The sequence below is a fragment of the Fibrobacter sp. UWEL genome, assembly GCF_900142535.1.
Lineage (GTDB): Bacteria > Fibrobacterota > Fibrobacteria > Fibrobacterales > Fibrobacteraceae > Fibrobacter.
Genome location: NZ_FRBE01000002.1, coordinates 172,924 through 191,250, shown reverse-complemented (window position 1 = coordinate 191,250; position 18,327 = coordinate 172,924). Strand labels below are relative to the sequence as shown.

Here is an 18,327-nt window from a genome sequence, read left to right as displayed (position 1 = left end):
CTGGTGTTCCTTTTTTTGGGGGTTAGGAGGATCTACTTTACGTTGAATCGAGTTGTTTTGTTCTGGATTCGCATGAGGTATGTGCCCTGGGGGAGGCCTGCCTTGAGCTGTGCTTGTTCGCTGTGGAATCCTTGACGAATCAACTTGCCTGTCACGGAGAAAATCTGGACCTTGGTGGTGGGGGAGATTGTGTATTCGACGCTGCTGGTTGTCAAGTGCTGGGGTTCTTCGGAACTGCTTGATGCGGGTTCTTCTGCAACGCTGGAACTGGATTCAACAGCCGGTTCTTCAACAGCGCTAGAGCTGGATTCTACCACGGGTTCTGTTTCAATACTAGAGCTTGATTCCACGACGGGTTGGCTGGAACTGGAGCTTACGATGACTGGATCGATCTTGGTTCCTTTTTCGTATTCGCTAATGTCGATTTTTCCGATGCCGGAATAATTGGTGACCAGGCTCTTAACGTCGCTAACAGGGTCTGCGGTGTAGCTGTAAATGCTCTTGGGGTTGAAGGTTCCCTTAGGAATTTCGGTGTCGTAGGTGACCCATGCGGTGTCCTTGGAAGTAAGGGTGGTGCCGGGGTTTACGGAAATCTTCATCTTCTTGCTGTTGCAACCGCTGCTCTGGAAGTTGGCACAGCCTTCGTAGTAGTTGCCTACGATAGTTGCAACGCCGTTGTCCCCGACAAAGATTGCCTTGCTGAGGCCTGCGTAGTGGTTGTTTTCGAAGTAGTCGTCGGAACCGTAACGGACGTTGGGACCGTTGCCAGTTCCCTGTCCCAGAACGTAATTGTTGTAGAGGTGAATCTTGGTGTGGCGCATCATGGGGGTGCGGGCATCCAGATCCTTGTAGAAGTTGTGGTGGATGGTGATTTCGTGACGGAGGCTGTCGCTGTTGCTATTGCCGATCAGGCTGGCTTTGTGATGGTTGTGGAAGTAGTTCCAGCTGAAGGTTGCGTTGTAGATGTTGTTCTTTGCGTCCAGAAGACCGTCGTAGCGGTCCTTGTTGCTGGTGTAGGCGTTATAGAATTCGCAATGGTCAATCCAAATGTTGTGACTGGCCTGCTTTTTCTTGTCGGCCCAAACGGTGATGGCGGAGTCTGCGGAAATGGCGATGCAGTCGGGGTCGTTCAGGATGACTTCGGCTCCGTTACGGAATGCAATGACCTTGTTTTCGTCGGTCTTGCTAATGGGCACGTCGCTCATGGTGAACTTGATATTGCGAATAATGATGTTGTGCTTATTCTGGATCATTAGGCCAACGCGGTTCAAGAATGCGGATGTTCCCTTACCAATGATGGTCTTGTTGTTACCGACCTGGACCAGTTCGCCGTAGGTGGTTTCGGTGCCGGAAGTGGCTACATGACCGTTTTCGTCAATGAAAGTCTTGATGCCGGTGTTGATTTCGCCCTTCACGATAATGACGTAAGGGGTTTCCAGGTCTTCGGCGTACTGCTTGAACTCGGCAAAGTTGGATACTTCGACGATTTTACCGCCATTGCCACCGGTGGTGCCCCCTTCCAAGGTGGCGTAACCGGTCATGGCGAAGTTCGGGGTTGCTGCCGTTGCTGTTCCGCATAAAATCAGTAGGGCCATCATGGTTGCGGCTGTGATTAAAGCGAAATTTGAATTCGGCTTGTAGTCTTTAAGAAATTTTGAGAACATATTTTACCAATCCCTTTTACACCGTTTTTTATAGAATATGCTTTATTTGCTTGATTCTATGACTAGAATATAACTTCTGACGAACTGAATGTCAATAGAAAATGAGAAAATTTTTGAGAACATTTAAAAAATGAGGGTTGTTTTATTAACATCTCGTGAAAAAACGGCTTTTTTTTTGTTGGAAAACAAAGAACGCAATGTTATATTAAATCGCCGGTGGATGGGTTTAATAAGGAGGATTTCAATGGTTCAAGAGAAAATGGATGCATTCCTGCGTAAGCAAAATACGTTGGAAGATGTCTTCTTTTGGGTGACGTTGGGCTTGGTTGGCTTGGCATCCTTTTTGTCTGCTGTATCTTCTGTCATTGAAAGACTGCAGGGTTCAACCGTTTCTTTTTGTGTTTGCTGTTTCTTGTGCGTTGTTCTTTTGGGCATTATTGCCAAGAAAACGAAAAAGATTGCGTCATGCTATGTGGTGTTGTGCCTTATAATGTGTGGCGTGATTTTGCCTCTTCAGTTCTTCATGTACGGGGCTTTGAACAGCAGTATTATCATTTATTTCTTTGGCTCTGTATTCCTCTGTTCCCTTCACGAGAAAAAGTCCGTACGTTTCTTGTTAGTGTCGTTTGCCATCTTGTCGGGGGAGGCTTCCTTTGTGATGTCTTGGCTGTATCCGGAGTGGGTGACTCATATTGATGTACAGACAACTTTTGTGGATTATTGCTTGACGTTCCTTGTTCTTTCCATCTGCTTGGCTGCCACGGTTTCCTATTTGCTTAAACTTTATGCATTGAACCAGAGAGGTCGTGAAATGTTGGTGGCGAAGTTGCAGTATCTTGCGGAAAAAGACCCTCTTACGGATTTGTATAATCGTAGACATTTCATTGATTATCTAACCGATACTGTTTGGCCGGACCGTAAAGAAGGCTATTACGTATTCATGTACGATATCGATAATTTCAAGAAAATTAATGATACCTATGGACATCCTTTTGGGGATGTAGTCCTTCGTGGGGTGTCCGCTGTTGGACATCGTATTGAGGATCTCCAGAAGGGGGAACGTGCGGTACGTTATGGTGGGGAGGAATTCATCCAGCTCATTCGTGCTAACTCCATAGAAATGGCGTTTGCCAAGGCGGAGTATATACGTACTCAGGTGAATGGACTGACTTATGACGATAAGCCGGAAATGAGAATTTCTATCAGTGGCGGTTTGGTGAACTGTGCTGATCCAGCTTTTTCTGGACAGAACAAGATGTTAAGTGGTGTTGATGCCCTGCTTTACAAGGCGAAAGCCAACGGCAAGAATCAGATTTGCATGGAGTAAAAATTCTTGATGTCAAAAAGGTCCGAGTCAATTCGACTCGGACCTTTTTGTAATGCTAGATTCCCGATCGGGTCCGCTCAGTGACCTTAATAAGGTTGGTGAGCTATTACTTAAGGAAGTTCATGTACGGGAGCTTGGAGGCAAGTTCCTGCACCTTGTCGGCGTTAGCCTGAAGGGCGGAGCGAGCATTCCAGGAACCGTCCAGGAACTGACCGCGAGGACCATCTGCCAGAGTGAGGGCGATGGTTTCGTCGCCCAGCTTCAGGGTGCACTTGTCGGTGCTGGTTTCCAATTCCTTGGAGGGGTTTGCTTCGATCCATGCGAGAATCTTGTCGGCGGTAGCGTGGTCTACCTTGTAGCAGGGAACGCCCAGGGCGACGCAGTTGCCGAAGAAGATTTCGGAGTAGCTTTCAGCGATGATAGCCTTGATGCCCCAACGCTTCAGAGCCTGGGGAGCGTGTTCACGGCTGGAACCGCAACCGAAGTTCTGGTTGGAAACCAGGATGGTGCCGTTCTTGTAGGCCGGGTCACGGAAGGGGTGAACCTTGCCCTGGGCTTCGAGGCCGGCGATGTCGTCGGCGAAAGCGTTTGCGCCAAGACCTTCGAAGGTCACGCACTTGAGGAAGCGAGCCGGAATGATACGGTCGGTATCGATGTCGTTACCGCGAACAGGAACGCCGGAACCTTTAACGATGTCAATAGAATTCATTTTTAAATCTCCTTGTTCCTATTACTTGATGTACTTGCGGACGTCGGTGACCTTGCCTTCGATTGCAGCTGCTGCAACCATGGCGGGGCTCATCAAAATGGTACGGCCAGTGGGGGAGCCCTGACGGCCCTTGAAGTTACGGTTGCTGGAAGATGCACTTACCTGGCGGCCCTTCAGCTTATCCGGGTTCATGGCAAGGCAGAGGGAGCAGCCGGCTTCGCGCCATTCTGCACCAGCTTCCTTGAAGATCTTGTCAAGACCGAGAGCTTCTGCTTCCACCTTGATCTTCATGGAACCAGGAACGACCCACATCTTGACGGTGTCGGCAACCTTGTGGCCCTTGATGATTTCTGCTGCGGCCTGGAGGTCGGACAAACGACCGTTGGTGCAGGAACCAACGAAGGCGATATCGATGGGGGTGCCGATCATCTTGCCACCTTCTTCCCAGCCCATGTATTCATAAGCTTCGGAGATGACCTTCTTTTCGGAGCCTTCGAATTCAGAAATCTTCGGCATGTTGTCGTTGAGCTGGATTGCCTGTGCCGGAGTGATACCCCAGGTCACCATGGGTTCCAGGTTGTCGCAGTTGATTTCGATTTCGTCGTCGAACTGTGCGTCGGCGTCGGTAGCGACGGACTTCCAGTAAGCGACTGCTTCATCCCACTTGTCTGCCTTGGGAGCGTAGGGCTTGCCCTTCAGGAATTCGAAGGTCTTTTCGTCGGGGTTGCAGTAACCAACGCGTGCACCGCCTTCGATAGCCATGTTACAGATGGTCATACGGCCTTCCATGCTCATAGCTTCGATAACCGGGCCTGCAAATTCGTATGCGTAGCCAACGCCACCGTTCACGCCAAGCTTGGCGATGTAGGCGAGGGCAACGTCCTTAGCGGTAACGCCAGCCTTCAAGGTGCCGGTGAAGTTGATGCGGCGGGTCTTGAGGGGGCTCATGGCCAAAGTCTGGGTAGCGAGAACGTCTGCCACCTGGCTGGTGCCGATACCAAATGCGATTGCACCGAATGCACCGTGGGTTGCTGTATGGGAGTCACCGCAAGCGACGGTCATACCCGGCTGGGTCACGCCTTCTTCCGGGCCAACGATGTGGATCACGCCCTGTTCGCAGGTCTTGGGGCCAAAGAACTTGATGCCGTTGGATTCGGTGTTCTTTTCGATATGGGAGAACATTTCTTCGGAAATGCCGTCCTGAAGGGGGCGGTTACGTTCCGGGAAAGTGGTGGGAATAATGTGGTCAACGGTAGCGAAGGTGCGTTCGGGGAACAGAACCTTGGTGCCATCTTCACGGAGAGATGCGAAAGCCTGGGGGCTGGTCACTTCGTGGCAGAGGTGGAGACCGATGAAAAGCTGGCACTGGCCGCTGGGAAGCTTAGCAACAGTGTGGCTTTCGAAGATTTTCTGGTATAATGATTTTCCCATAATGTGTCTCGTTTGTTTTGTTTTAACAAAAATTCGTGCTCAAAGATAGTAAAAGTGGCAAGCATGCTATGAGATAAAAACGGGAAGTTTTGTTCTATTCATGACGAATGTAAGAAAAATGTGAGGAATAGAAGGCACTTTGTATGTGACGTCTATCAACCACGGTGTAACGGTTGTATACAAAAAAATGAATATTTAACTATATATGGTTTGGGGTTATGTGTAATTTTGTGAAAAAAGGGCTAATAAAATGAAAAAATCATTGTTAGGCATAGCTTCCATTGTCCCGGTCATGATGCTCGCCGCATGTTCCGACGATGGCTCTTCTACTCCGGCTGCTCAGGATCCGGTTGTTCCTGGTCTTAGCTCTGGTAGCACATTTGTTCCTGGCAGTTCGACTACTACTGGGACGATACCTGTAGTGGTATCTTCCAGTTCTGTTGCTGGGCAGACTGTAACTCCCGAACCAGAAGAAAATCCTGCTGATCAGCCGATTTCTGCGGACGAAAAGAAGGATGATGGAACTTCTTCTGTTGGCTCTTTGACCATTGGTGTTACCGGTGTTGCGGAAGTGGGCCCTCTGAGCTTGGGCGGCTCTGTTACCGTGTCTAGTGTTGATGCGAAAACTATGACCGTTGGCACCGCCGCTGTTAAGACTAAGACAATCAACGATTTGGGCGGTTATAGCGCTTCTGGTTCCTTGACTTCCGCAATCGGTAGTTTTGAAGCCTCTGGTAAGTTCTTCAACTTCTCTCTTCCGGATATTTCTGAAGTGAAGTCTCTGAAGGCTATTTCCGACCTGAGAACTCGCAAGACCGTTAACATTAACATCTTGACTCATCTGGAATATGGTCGTGTACAGGAGTTGGTGTCTAAGCAGGGATTGAGCTTCACTGCCGCTAAGGAACGTGCTGAGAAGGAAATTCTCGCTGCCTTTGGCTTCCAGGCTGATTCCACAATGTTTGAAGATATTTCCGTCTACCACATGACGGAGGCTGCAGCAAATCTCGTTACACTTACGGATGCAATGGAAACAAATCCCTCTTTGCTGGATGATTTGCTGAAGCTTACTGCAGATGACATTGCCGCAGATGGTAAACTGGGTGAAAATGCTGTGAAGGCTCTCATTGGTGACGCCGCATTCAATATTGACGTGAATGTGAACTCTTCCAACCTCTCTGCAGTCAATAACGATGCTGATGTGATGACTTACACCACCCATAAGAGATACCTTTGGGGTGCCATGTTCAATTTGGGTAGCTGTAACGAAGCTAACCTGAATGAAGTGAAGGCTAATCAGAACCCCAACAGTACCATCCAGGACAAGTATTTTGCCTGTAAGTCTGATGGTGCCTGGGCAGAAGCTCCTGCATCGTTCATGTTAAGTGCTGAAGTGGCAAAGACTGCAGGTGCTTGCGATGAGACTACCGCAGGTAAGCTTGTTACACATACCGATGGCAAACAGTATTTCTGTAAGAAGAATCTCTGGTCTGTAGCAACCGCTGATGATATTGCCGCTGCTCAGATTCCTACAGCATGTTCTTCTGCTAACGACAGGGCTGTGGCTGTTGCTGGTGGTGTTTCCTTCGTTTGCTTAGGTGGCGTTTGGACCAAGGCTGCTCATGATGCCGTTGACTACTCCAAGGGTCGTGCCATGAACAAGAAACTTGGTCGCGGTATTAATTTCGGCAACTCCTGGGATGCTCCGGGTGTTGGCGATGGTGGTTGGAGTAATCCCATTAGTGATGGTGATTTCAGTACTGTAAAGAATGCAGGTTTCAATTCTGTTCGTCTCCCGGTTCGTTGGTATCCTGGCGTTGATGCTCAAATTAGCGGTGTTAAGGAAGATGTTCAGTTGGCCATCAAGGCTGGCCTTACCGTAATCATTAATAGCCATCACCATCAGAATGTTTACGATGCTGCCGGTAATGGAAACTTTGATAATGCGGTGAATACCTTTGCCTCCGAGTGGAAAAAGATTGCACAGGCCTTTGACTCCTTCTCGGATGATGCGGTGGTCTTTGAAATCTTTAATGAACCCAAAGAACCCATGACTAACGCTCAGGTGAACAAGCTGATGACTGCTGGTTATAATGCTATCCGCTCCGTGTCTAAGGGTAAGACCATTATGTTTGAAGGCAATGGTTACGCAAAGTTTGCTCAGATTCAGAACCTTGATCTTCCTGCTGATGGAAACATCATCTTTACTGGTCACTATTATGATCCGTATTCATTCACTCACCAGGGACATGGCTATGATTGCAATGGCAATGCAAAGGATGGTATTTCCAATATGGCTGGTCATTTCAAGAGCTATGCAGACTCTGCGGCACGTTTCTATCCGGATGTGAATGGTGGCTCTGTTCCCCTGAATATGGGTGAATTCGGTGTTGCCAACAAGGGACAGTGCAGTAGCGTTTCCGATACCAAGCGCGAAGCTTGGGTGGATGCTGTGATTGCCCAGGCTGAAAAGTATGAGATGAGCTGGCAATACTGGTGCTTCAAGAACTGCGGTGGCTTCGAAGCTTCTAATGGCGGTTCCTGGTATGGCAATATGCTGAACGTCTTCAAGAAGTACATGAAGTAATCGCCCTTCTGTAAAAAAGATTTAGGGACCCAGGCCAACGCCTAGGTCCCTTTTTCTATGCAACCTCTATCAAGTACTCGCTTTATCCTCCAGACGAACAATCAACACCGTACCGTGAGCAAAAAAATCCTGCAAGAAACAGGAAAGACCCTCGTTAACACGAAGGTCTTATCCTGCTAGTAGCAACCTCTATCAAGTACGCACTGTGTTCCAGCGTGCAGCGCAAATGATCGGAGGTTTTATGTTCTAACGAACGATTTGCGCTGCTTTTATTTAGTCTCGAATTTATAGGCGTCCTTATAGTAAGCGAGCATTTCGTCGTTACTGCGGAAGCCTCCGTTACGGATGGCGTTACGAACGTCCGGATCCTTCTTGGAAAGGATGGTAATTTCGCGAGCTACGTCCTTGAAGAACAGTTCGTTGGCTGCGCGGTCCACATGAACCTGCTGGTATTCCAGACGATAGTTGCGTTCCAACATCTGGAACAGTTCGGACTGGCACTGGTTTTCGGGAGGACGGCGCTTGGCAACAGGCATATAGCACTTGTTGATGTAGTCCTGCTTCATGGTGACAATCAGGTCGTCGATTGCAGGAATATTGTGATCCATGTCGTGAGATGCCAACTGGGCTTTAGGAGTCTTGATACCGGAGCAACCGGCGAGGAGGGTAGCGGCAACTGCAGAGATCACCAAAACACTGAACTTCATTCTTTTTCCTTTTTTTCGAAGTTACCCAAATCCCTAATTCCGTGAACAAAGTTACTTAATTACGGATAACTTGGCGAGAGTAAAAATGTAACAATTCGCTTATATTTTGTGCAAGTCGAAGCCCTTTTGTGACGAATGTCACGTCTGGAACGTGTTGTAATTTTGTCAACAGGGAAAGTGTGGCTTTGAACCAGTTTTTGAACAAACTTACTTCAATGATTTGGGCTTGAATCGGTAATACCAAGTGATGGGGTCAATTACCTTGTACTTAATATTTCCGAGGCGTTTTGTCCCGTTTTTGTCAACGACGCCTGTAACGATATGGGCGTGAGGACCGGTGGTGTGTCCGGAAGTTCCTACGGTGGCAATGGGGTCTCCTGCCATGACTTCCTGGCCGTCCAAATAAAGCAGCTTGTCGCAATGCATAAAGACGATTACTTGTTTTTCATGAACAAGTCCGATAATGATGCCGCCTCGTTCATCCTTGCTGGTCCATGCCTTTGCGGAGAAGGGGGCTAGGATTCTTGCGCCCTGCCTGCCTGCCACGTCAATCGCTTGATGCTTTCGATCGGTCTGGGTCTGATTCTCGTGATAGAATTCCGTAAGGTAGGCGATGCTATCCGAGAAAATGGAAGTCCAGTATTTCCATGCAGATCCGGTGGAGTCTGTGGAAGTTTGTTCAAATATTTCCGGACGGGAGAACTTGATGACCGTTCCTGCTGGGGGAATGATGTGGTTGTTTTCCTTGGTCCAATTGTTTGCGGAATATCCGTTTTCGTCCAGAGTGATATCCGCATATTTCTTCACCATCTTTTCGTCGGCGACAATAGCGTTGAAGCGTCCAATTCCATAGCGTGCAATTCGATTCAGGTTGTCCTTTCCGTCGAAGGTGTATTCGAAGAAAGGCGCTGTGGTGATTACGTCGCGTTCGTGAATTCTATTGCGGGTATTGGAAACATTGGGTTCCAATTTGGAAACGAAAAAGAACGGAACCAGGACCGCGATTGCCAGGAAGATGGGGAAGAACTTCCGGAACAATTTTGGAATGCCGTCTAGAGGGTTCCTTGAGAGAATCTGAACCTTGTGAAGGCTTTCAATGGTCTTTGCGAAAGTATTGGCGTCTTTGGCCCAATTCATCTTTTCGCATAATGCTCTGCATTCCTTCGTGAAAGATTGACTTGCGTTGATTGTCGCAGTTGCCTTAGGAAAGCGTTTCTTGTGGGGCTTCTGGTCGAACAGCCAGAGAATGTTAGTTTGTTGTAAACCCTTCAAGTCTTCAATCTGTTCACATGCGAATTGCTGATCTTCTCCTGCAATCACAAGAAGTCTTGTAATCAAGGGGATGTAAGCGGCTTCCTCTCGGGACATCTCCATGGAGACGATTCCAACAATTTGCGGGACTCGTTCCTGAATTAGATGGAGATTGTGATAGAGGTTTCTAAACTGCTCGTCGTTGGAAGGAAAAAGCCTTGTTCCTGAAATAATGCAGGACTGATCGCCGAGGCTATCCAGCTCCTGCTTTGTAATGAGTCTTTCCAGCAAATCATGGATGTAGATTCCGCCGGAGGATTCTGTTTTTCCAGTAAAGTCAATGACAACAAAACGAGCGCCGGCGTTTAATGCCAGCGCTGTGTTTTGCAAGGCTTCTAGGGGTAAATCCAATTTGCCGGTAAAGGCAAAAAGGGTTAGACCACCCTGCTTATACAAGTAGTCTAGAACCTTATAGCGCATTCAGAAAGATTATGCCTTAGCAGTGCCGCGAGGGTAGGTGAAGCCTGCAGGAGGAGCTGCAACGAACTTGTCCACCTGGAGGTAGAGTTCTTCAGCGGATGCGGAGGGGTTGAAATAGATTTCCTGGTTGCGGTTCTGGGTGCGGCCCTTGAGGGGTTCGCTACGACGGGAACGGCTTACGACGCCCAGGGGGAGCACTTCCAGCAGGGGAAGCAGACCGAAGTAACGGAACAGGCTGAAATTCTTCTGCCAGGTAGCGCGTTCAGCGAGAATTGCGAAGGTGCCGTCGAAAATAGACTTGGACTGGAGCAGTTCATCGGAAGTCATGGTGACCAGTTCGTGATTGGTGGGGAAGTTGTTCACGAAGTTGACCATGTCGCCCTTGAGGTAGTTGGCGTCGCAGAGGAATACGAATTTCATTGTTGTACCTATGTGTTTTTTAAACACGGATTCATTTCCGTTCATCCACAAAATAGCTTTCTTTGTGAAAATTGTCTTGGATTTTACAGTGCTCAAACGAGCCCGCGGGCGAAAAAATCATGAATTTTACAAAAAGTTTACAAAAGTCGTTGGAAAAAGTTTTTTTGAGAACATTTGGAACGAATTCGTAACTTGTTGATACTCAATGAGTTACGAAAAATTACAAAAAATGTCAAACGAGTTTGTTAAAAAAAATCAAGATTTTTTGCCCAAAATATGAAAAAAAACACAATAAATCTTATATTTGAGCCGATTAACTGCGCAACCCCACTTGCGTGTTTTTTGAGTTTTTGTGTGGAACAAAAAGAAGAGAATGGTATAGTGGATGGAAATTATGGGAGATCAAAAATGAGACGAAAGAATTGGTCTGTGGCGGCGCTCCTAGCTTCTGCTGGACTCCTTGCTTCACTAGGTGTGGCACAGGAAGCTGGCGAGGCAGCTGCAAATGAAGCCCCGTCTGTAAGTGGAATTCCTGGTGAATCTATTGACGAAGGTGGCAAGTTTGCCCCCATCAAGTTGGACCAGTATGTGTCCGACGATATGGATAAGCCGGAACAGCTGAAGTGGTCCGTTAGTGGCAACAAGAAGTTGAAGGTCACTATTTCCAAGGATCGCATTGCGACCATCGAAACCCCAGATCAGTACTGGAATGGTAACGAAGACATCACCTTCGCTGCCACCGATACCAAGGGTGCTGTCGGTTCCGAAACAGCAAACTTCAATGTTGAATCCGTGAACAATCCTCCGGTGGTGGCTCAGATTCCTGACCAGACCATCGATGAAGGTCAGAAGTTCAACAAGATCCGTCTGGATGACTTCGTCACTGACCCCGACCATCCCAAGAACCAGATGCTTTGGGAATTTGATATTACTCCCAATGGCAAGGACCAGGCTGAAGGCGACCTGAACGTGGAAATCGACCAGAACCGCGTTGCAACCGTTGTCATTCCTGACCCCAACTGGTATGGCTCTGCTAAGATTAAGTTCACCGCAACTGATGGTGAATATGCTAGCGATTCCAAGACTGCAATCTTTACTGTGAAGCCCATCAATGACGCTCCTGTCATGCAGAAGCTTCCGGACCAGACCATCGAAGAAAAGAACGAATTCGAATCCATCAGCCTCACTGATTTCGTGACTGACGTGGATGACGATGTCTCCAAGCTGAAGTGGACCATCACTGGCGGTAAGGACCTGAAGATCGATGTGGATAAGTACGGTACCGCAAACATCAAGATTCCTAACGAATATTGGAACGGTTCCGAAACATTCACCGTTACCTGCACTGACGCTGCTGGTGCTTCTGCAAGCTCCAAGCTCACTCTTACCGTGAAGTCCATCAACGATCCTCCTGAATTTGTCCAGGAAGTTCCTGAACAGACCATCGAAGAAAAGCAGGAATTCAAGCCCATCGACCTGTCTCAGTTGGTTAAGGATCCGGATCATCCTTACGAACAACTTAAGTGGACCGTCTCCGGCAATAAGGACCTGAAGGTCAATATCGCTGGCAAGACTGCTACCATCAAGACTCCGAACAAGCTGTGGAACGGTAGCGAATCCCTCAAGTTCAAGGTTTGCGACCCGGAAGGTGCTTGCGCAGAATCTGAAAACTCCTTCACCGTTAACTCTGTGAATGACGTTCCGGTATTCGTGAAGACCATCCCCAGCCAGTCTATCGACGAAAAGAAGACTTTCGCAAAGATCAAGCTTGACGATTACATCGATGACGCTGACCACAAGAAGAGCGAACTCTCTTGGGAAGCTGAAGTGAAGCACCAGGGCAAGGAACCTGAATCCGGTACCTTGAATGTGAACATCGATGAAAACCATGTGGCTTCCATCGAAATTCCGGATGTCTACTGGAACGGTACCGCAATCGTTACCTTCACCTGTACTGACCCGGAAGGTGCTGCAGTCAAGCAGAATGTTACTTTGGCTGTAAGATCTATCAACGATCTTCCTGTGTTCAAGAAGATTCCTGACCAGACCATCGAAGAAAAGAACGAATTCAATTCCATCAATCTGGAAGAATTCCTCTCCGATGCTGACCATGATATCTCCAAGCTGAAGGTTGAAATTACCGGTAACAAGGATATCAAGGTTGACTACAACCAGAAGACTCGCGACGTTTCCTTCAAGACTCCGAACGAACTCTGGAACGGTTCTGAAACTCTGACCTTCACTGCAACTGACCCGGAAGGCGGCGTTGCTAAGACTCAGATGAAGCTCACCGTGAAGTCCATCAACGATCCTCCTGTCATGAAGGATATTCCGGAACAGACCATCAAGGAAAAGCAGCAGTTCAAGACTGTGGAACTGGACAAGTATGTCGAAGATCTCGACCATTCCAAGGACAAGCTGAAGTGGTCCGTTACTGGTCAGCGTGAACTGAAGGTTTCTATTGACGGTAACCGTGTCCTGAAGGTAACTCCGCCGAGCCCGCAGTGGAACGGCTCCGAAACTCTCACCATCAAGGTGACCGACCCGGAAGGCGCAACCGACGAACGTACTATCGCTTACACTGTTGAATCCGTGAACGATGTTCCGGAATTCGTAAAGCAGATTGCTCCTCAGACCATCAAGGAAAAGGGCCAGTTCACCGCTATCAAGCTGGGCGAAATGGTTCGCGACCTGGATAACAAGCTTAGCGACCTGACCTTCTCTGTCGACGTGAAGTCTACTGTTAAGGGTAAGGACGCTGGTCTTACTGTTGAAATTGATGCTCAGCAGGTTGCAAAGATCAATATTCCCAACAAGTTCTGGAACGGTGCTGATGAAATCACCTTTACTGTTACCGATCCGGAAGGTGCAAGTGCTTCTTCTAAGGCTCTCTTCACCGTTCAGTCCGTGAACGATGTTCCGACCCTCAAGAAGGTTCCTGACCAGATGATTGAAGAAAAGCAGGAATTTGCTTCTATCAATCTTGCTGAACTTGCTCATGATGATGACCACGACTTCAAGCAGCTGAAGTGGACTGTTTCCGGCAACAAGGACTTGAAGATTGAAATCTCCAAGGATGGTGTTGCTACTATCAAGACTCCGTCCAAGATGTGGAACGGTTCTGAAAAGGTTACCTTCACTGTTACTGACCCGGAAGGCGCTTCTGCAAAGAGCGATGCTGTGTTCACTGTGAAGTCCATCAACGATCCTCCCGTCATGAAGGATATTGCTAGCCAGACTATCAAGGAAAAGGGTGAATTCAAGTCTATCGACCTGAACGAATACGTTTCCGATCTGGACCACGACAAGAAGAACCTGAAGTGGACTGTTTCTGGCAACAAGGATCTGAAGATCGTTATTGACGCTAACAAGATTGCTACCATCAACACTCCGAACAAGTACTGGAACGGTTCCGAAAAGGTTACCTTCACTGTTACTGACCCGGAAGGTGCAATGGACAAGCGTACCGTTACCTTCACTGTTGAATCTGTGAACGACCTGCCGGTATTCACCAAGCCCATCAAGGATCAGACCATCCAGGAAAAGCGTGAATTCGCTATTATCAACCTGAATGATATTGTCAACGATCCGGACCACAAGTCTGAACAGCTTACCTGGTCCTTCGATGTGAAGGGTGCTAAGGGTGCTCCTAAGGGTTATACTCCCAAGCTGACCGTCTCTGTGGACGACCAGCGTATGGCTAAGGTTGTGATCCCGTCCAAGTACTGGAATGGCGCTGAAGAAATCACCTTCAAGGTGGAAGACCCGGAAGGTGGCAAGGCTTCTTGCACCGCTCTGTTCACTGTAACTTCTGTGAACGACGCTCCTGTTATTGGTAAGATCAACGATCAGACCATCGAAGAAAAGCAGCAGTTTGCAGACTTTGACCTGGCTGCCATCGTTAAGGATCCGGACCATGCATTTGATAAGTTGAAGATTGAAGTTTCTGGTGCTAAGGACCTGAAGGTGAATGTGGGCAAGGACGGTAAGGTTTCCGTGAAGACCCCGAGCAATCTGTGGAATGGTTCTGAAAAGCTGACCTTCACTGTTACTGACCCGGAAGGTGCTTCTGCAAAGACCACCGCCGCCTTTACCGTGAAGTCCATCAACGATCCTCCTGTCATGAAGGATATTGCTGACCAGAAGATCAAGGAAAAGGGCTCCTTCAAGTCCTTCAACCTGGATGACTATGTTACTGACCTCGACCATCCGAAGGCCAAGCTGAAGTGGAAGATTGAAGGCGCCAAGGAACTTAAGGTTGCCATGGATGCAAGCCACAATGTTTCTATTGCTCAGCCCAACCAGTACTGGCATGGTTCCGAAAAGATTAAGTTCTCTGTTGTTGACCCGGAAGGTGCTACTGACAGCCGTACCGTTACCTTCACCGTTGAATCTGTGAACGATGCTCCTGCCTTTGTTCGTGAACTGAAGGATCAGTCCATTGACGAAAAGAAGGAATTCGCAAAGATCAAGCTGGATGACCTGGTCAATGACCCGGATCACCAGAAGGGTGAACTGAAGTGGAGCTTCGATGTGAAGCCTGCTAAGGTTGGCGCTGCAGAACCTGCTGCTAAGGGCAAGAAGCCTGCAAAGAAGGCTGAAGCCGAAACTGCCGCACCTGCAACTGAAACTCTCAAGGTCAAGGTTGAAACTGTTAACGGTCAGCGTGTTGCTGTAATCGCTATTCCCAACAAGTACTGGAATGGCGCTGCAGACATTACCTTTAACGTAACCGACCCGGAAGGCGCTAAGGCTTCCAAGACTGCACACTTTGAAGTTCGTTCCATTAACGATGCTCCGAAGATTTCCGATAAGGCTCCGAAGGGTGAGACCATTACTGAAGGTGGCCGCTTCAAGACCATCGACCTGTCCACTCTCGCTACTGACCCGGATCACAAGACTACTCAGCTGAAGTGGAGTGTTTCTGGCAACAAGCAGCTGAAGGTTGATCTCCGTAAGGATAACACTGCAATCGTCTCCGTGCCTCACGACCAGTGGAATGGCAAGGAAATGATCACCTTCACCGTTACTGACCCGGAAGGTGCTTCTGCTAACGTGAAGATGCTCTTCGAAGTGACCCGCGTGAACGACGCTCCGGTGCTTGTAAAGAAGATTCCTGACCAGAAGATTAAGGAAAAGGAAACCTTCAAGCAGATTAAGCTTGACGAATACGTCAAGGACCCGGATAACAAGCCCAATGAACTCATCTGGTCTGTCTCTGGCAACAAGAAGCTGAAGGCTGAAATTTCTCCGAGCCGCGTGCTGACTGTTAGCGCTCCTGATCCGTACTTCTGGTGCGCTCCGGAAGCAATTGTCATCATGGTGAAGGACCCGGAAGGTCTCGCAACCTCTCAGATCGTGAACTTCGAAATCACTTCTGTGAATGACGCTCCTGTGATGAAGGATATTCCTCCCCAGAAGATCAAGGAAAAGGGTACCTTCAAGGAAATCGACTTGAACAAGTTCGTGAAGGATCCGGACCATGCTAATAATGAACTGACCTGGACCGTTAAGGTTGCCAAGGTTTCCGCTGCCGCCGCTCCTGCCAAGAAGCCTGCCAAGAAGGCTGCTAAGAAGGGTGCCAAGGAAGCTGAACCTGCTGCAGAACCTGTTGATGAATTCCAGGTTGAAATTGACAGCAAGAACATTGCTCGCGTCAAGCTGCCGAACAAGTACTGGAATGGCGAACGTAACGTGACCTTCACTGTTACCGACCCGGAAGGTGCTAAGGATTCTCGCACTGTTAACTTCCTCGTGGAATCTGTGAACGATGCTCCGGTGATCAAGCCTATCGCAGTCCAGTCCATCGAAGAAAAGAAGCAGTTCGAACCCATCGACCTTACTCAGTATGTATCCGATCCTGACCACAAGTTCGAACAGCTGAAGTTCCAGCTCTCTGAACCTCGTGCACTGAAGGCTTCCATCAATGCTAAGAAGCAGCTGGTGGTGACCACTCCGGACAAGTACTGGAACGGTACCGAAAAGATCAAGCTGGATGTATTTGACCCGGAAGAAGCTAAGGCATCTGTCCAGATCGTCTTCGAAGTGACTCCGGTGAACGATCCTCCTGTCATCAAGCATATTGCTGGCCAGAAGATCAAGGAAAAGGAAAAGTTCCAGGTTGTAGACCTGTCCAAGGCTGCTGAAGACCCGGATAACAAGCCCAATGAACTCCACTGGACTGTTACTGGCAACAAGGCCCTGAAGGTTGACATCAAGGGTAATCGTGCCCAGATCCTTACTCCGAACCCCAACTGGTTCGGCAAGGAAACCCTGACCTTTACCGTTAAGGACATTGCAGGTGCTTCTGCTTCTGCAACCGCTACCTTCGAAGTGACTCCGGTGAACGATCCTCCTGTTCTGAAGCCGGTTCAGCCCTTCACTATTGACGAAAAGAAGACTTTCGCACCCTTCGACTTCAGCAAGGTTGTCAGCGATCCTGATAACAAGCTGGAAGAATTGATCTGGACTCTGGACAACGAAACTCCGGCTTCCAAGAATGCTAAGGCTGGTGGTAAGAAGGGTAAGGCTGCTAAGGGTGGTGAACCTGCCGTTAAGCATGAACTGCACTTCGAAATTAGCGATAAGGGCGTCCTTACCTGCGACATCCCCAACAAGCTGTGGAACGGTTCTGAAGTTGTGACTGTGAACGTCTTTGACCCGGCTGGCGAAAAGGCTTCCATCCAGGTGAAGTACACCGTTAAGCCGGTGAACGATCCTCCTGTTGTTAAGGAAATCCCGGGCCAGGAAACCTTCGAAGGCAAGCCCTTCAAGACCATCAAGCTGGACCAGTACGTATCTGACCCCGACCATAAGGTTTCTGAAATCAAGTGGAAGGTCTCCGGTGCTAAGAACCTCGCTGTGGAAATCAACGGTAACCGCGAAGCCAATATCCGCCCGAAGAAGGGTGACTGGTTTGGCGAAGAAACCCTGGTGTTCACCGCTCAGGATCCTGCTGGTGGCATGGATAAGACTGTTGCCAAGTTTGTCGTCAAGCATGTGAATGCAGCTCCGATCATGAAGCCCTTCCGTGAAGATGGCTACACCATTAAGGAAGACGATAAGGGTGGCGTTATTGCAACCTTCAACCTGCAGCAGATTGCTCGTGATAAGGACCATCGCTTTGAAGACCTGAAGTGGAGCTTCACTGGCAATAAGTTCCTGGTTGTGAAGTACGACAAGTTCAAGAAGACGGTCTCTGTGGAACAGCCTCATGAAAACTGGAACGGCAAGCCGGAAAAGATTACCTTTACGGTAACCGACCCGGAAGGTGCTAAGGCTAGCCAGAGCGCAATCTTCACCGTTATGCCGGTGAATGACCTGCCGGTTGCAAGCAACATGACTTACATGACTCAGGAAGGCGACGAACTGAAGGTTCCTGCTTCCGAAGGTCTCATGTCTGCTGTGACCGACGCCGATGGCGAAAAGCCCGTATCTGTTCAAGTTGTCCAGAAGCCGCGCAACGGTAAGATTACCCTGAACGAAAAGGATGGTTCCTTCACCTATATGCCGAATAAGGGCTTCTCCGGTCTGGATGAATTCACTTACAAGGCTAAGGATCCTAACGGCGCATTCTCCAACATTGCAACTGCAGAAGTCAACGTCAGCTTCAAGATGAATGACCTCCGCGGTGGCAAGAAGGCTGATAAGAAGGCCGATGCCAAGAAGGAAGAACCTAAGGCTGAAGAAAAGGCTCCCAAGGGCAAGAAGAAGCGTAAGTAATCTTTGATTGCCTAGGGCTTAGCCCTGAA

General features: G+C 48.7%; 9 protein-coding genes. 3 read left to right on the top strand and 6 right to left on the bottom strand.

Annotation, left to right across the window (positions count from 1 at the left end):
• Nucleotides 1–32 precede the first annotated feature (32 nt).
• The gene (locus tag BUB59_RS02240; RefSeq protein ID WP_083540130.1) at nucleotides 33–1,664 is read right to left on the bottom strand and encodes a pectate lyase family protein; all 1,632 of its coding nucleotides are present in this window, start codon (nucleotides 1,662–1,664) and stop codon (nucleotides 33–35) included.
• A gap of 244 nt (nucleotides 1,665–1,908) precedes the next feature.
• Here BUB59_RS02240 and BUB59_RS02235 point away from each other — a divergent pair, with 244 nt between their 5' ends.
• Complete coding sequence (locus BUB59_RS02235; RefSeq protein WP_159433311.1) at nucleotides 1,909–2,991, top strand: GGDEF domain-containing protein; 1,083 nt, start codon at nucleotides 1,909–1,911, stop codon at nucleotides 2,989–2,991.
• Nucleotides 2,992–3,097: 106 nt separating this feature from the next.
• On the opposite strand, the gene BUB59_RS02230 is transcribed toward BUB59_RS02235, so the two are convergent.
• Both BUB59_RS02230 and leuC read right to left on the bottom strand, forming a co-directional pair.
• Entirely contained in the window at nucleotides 3,098–3,700 is a 603-nt protein-coding gene (locus BUB59_RS02230) for a 3-isopropylmalate dehydratase small subunit (RefSeq protein ID WP_073225219.1), read from the bottom strand.
• A gap of 21 nt (nucleotides 3,701–3,721) precedes the next feature.
• Nucleotides 3,722–5,131, bottom strand: coding sequence for a 3-isopropylmalate dehydratase large subunit (gene leuC / locus BUB59_RS02225; RefSeq protein WP_073225217.1), 1,410 nt, complete (start codon nucleotides 5,129–5,131; stop codon nucleotides 3,722–3,724).
• Nucleotides 5,132–5,381: 250 nt separating this feature from the next.
• Here leuC and BUB59_RS02220 point away from each other — a divergent pair, with 250 nt between their 5' ends.
• Nucleotides 5,382–7,718 carry a glycoside hydrolase family 5 protein gene (locus BUB59_RS02220; RefSeq protein WP_083540128.1) on the top strand — a complete coding sequence of 779 codons (2,337 nt, stop codon included), beginning with the start codon at nucleotides 5,382–5,384 and terminating at the stop codon, nucleotides 7,716–7,718.
• A gap of 269 nt (nucleotides 7,719–7,987) precedes the next feature.
• On the opposite strand, the gene BUB59_RS02215 is transcribed toward BUB59_RS02220, so the two are convergent.
• The 3 genes from BUB59_RS02215 to BUB59_RS02205 all read right to left on the bottom strand — a co-directional run bounded on the left by BUB59_RS02215 (nucleotide 7,988) and on the right by BUB59_RS02205 (nucleotide 10,576).
• The gene (locus tag BUB59_RS02215; protein ID WP_073225214.1) at nucleotides 7,988–8,425 is read right to left on the bottom strand and encodes a hypothetical protein; all 438 of its coding nucleotides are present in this window, start codon (nucleotides 8,423–8,425) and stop codon (nucleotides 7,988–7,990) included.
• A gap of 207 nt (nucleotides 8,426–8,632) precedes the next feature.
• The gene (locus BUB59_RS02210) at nucleotides 8,633–10,156 is read right to left on the bottom strand and encodes a M23 family metallopeptidase (protein WP_073225212.1); all 1,524 of its coding nucleotides are present in this window, start codon (nucleotides 10,154–10,156) and stop codon (nucleotides 8,633–8,635) included.
• 9 nt (nucleotides 10,157–10,165) lie between these two features.
• Nucleotides 10,166–10,576: a hypothetical protein gene (locus tag BUB59_RS02205; RefSeq protein WP_073225211.1), complete on the bottom strand. Its 411-nt coding sequence runs from the start codon at nucleotides 10,574–10,576 to the stop codon at nucleotides 10,166–10,168.
• A gap of 408 nt (nucleotides 10,577–10,984) precedes the next feature.
• Here BUB59_RS02205 and BUB59_RS02195 point away from each other — a divergent pair, with 408 nt between their 5' ends.
• The gene (locus BUB59_RS02195; protein WP_073225205.1) at nucleotides 10,985–18,298 is read left to right on the top strand and encodes a tandem-95 repeat protein; all 7,314 of its coding nucleotides are present in this window, start codon (nucleotides 10,985–10,987) and stop codon (nucleotides 18,296–18,298) included.
• Nucleotides 18,299–18,327: the final 29 nt, after the last annotated feature.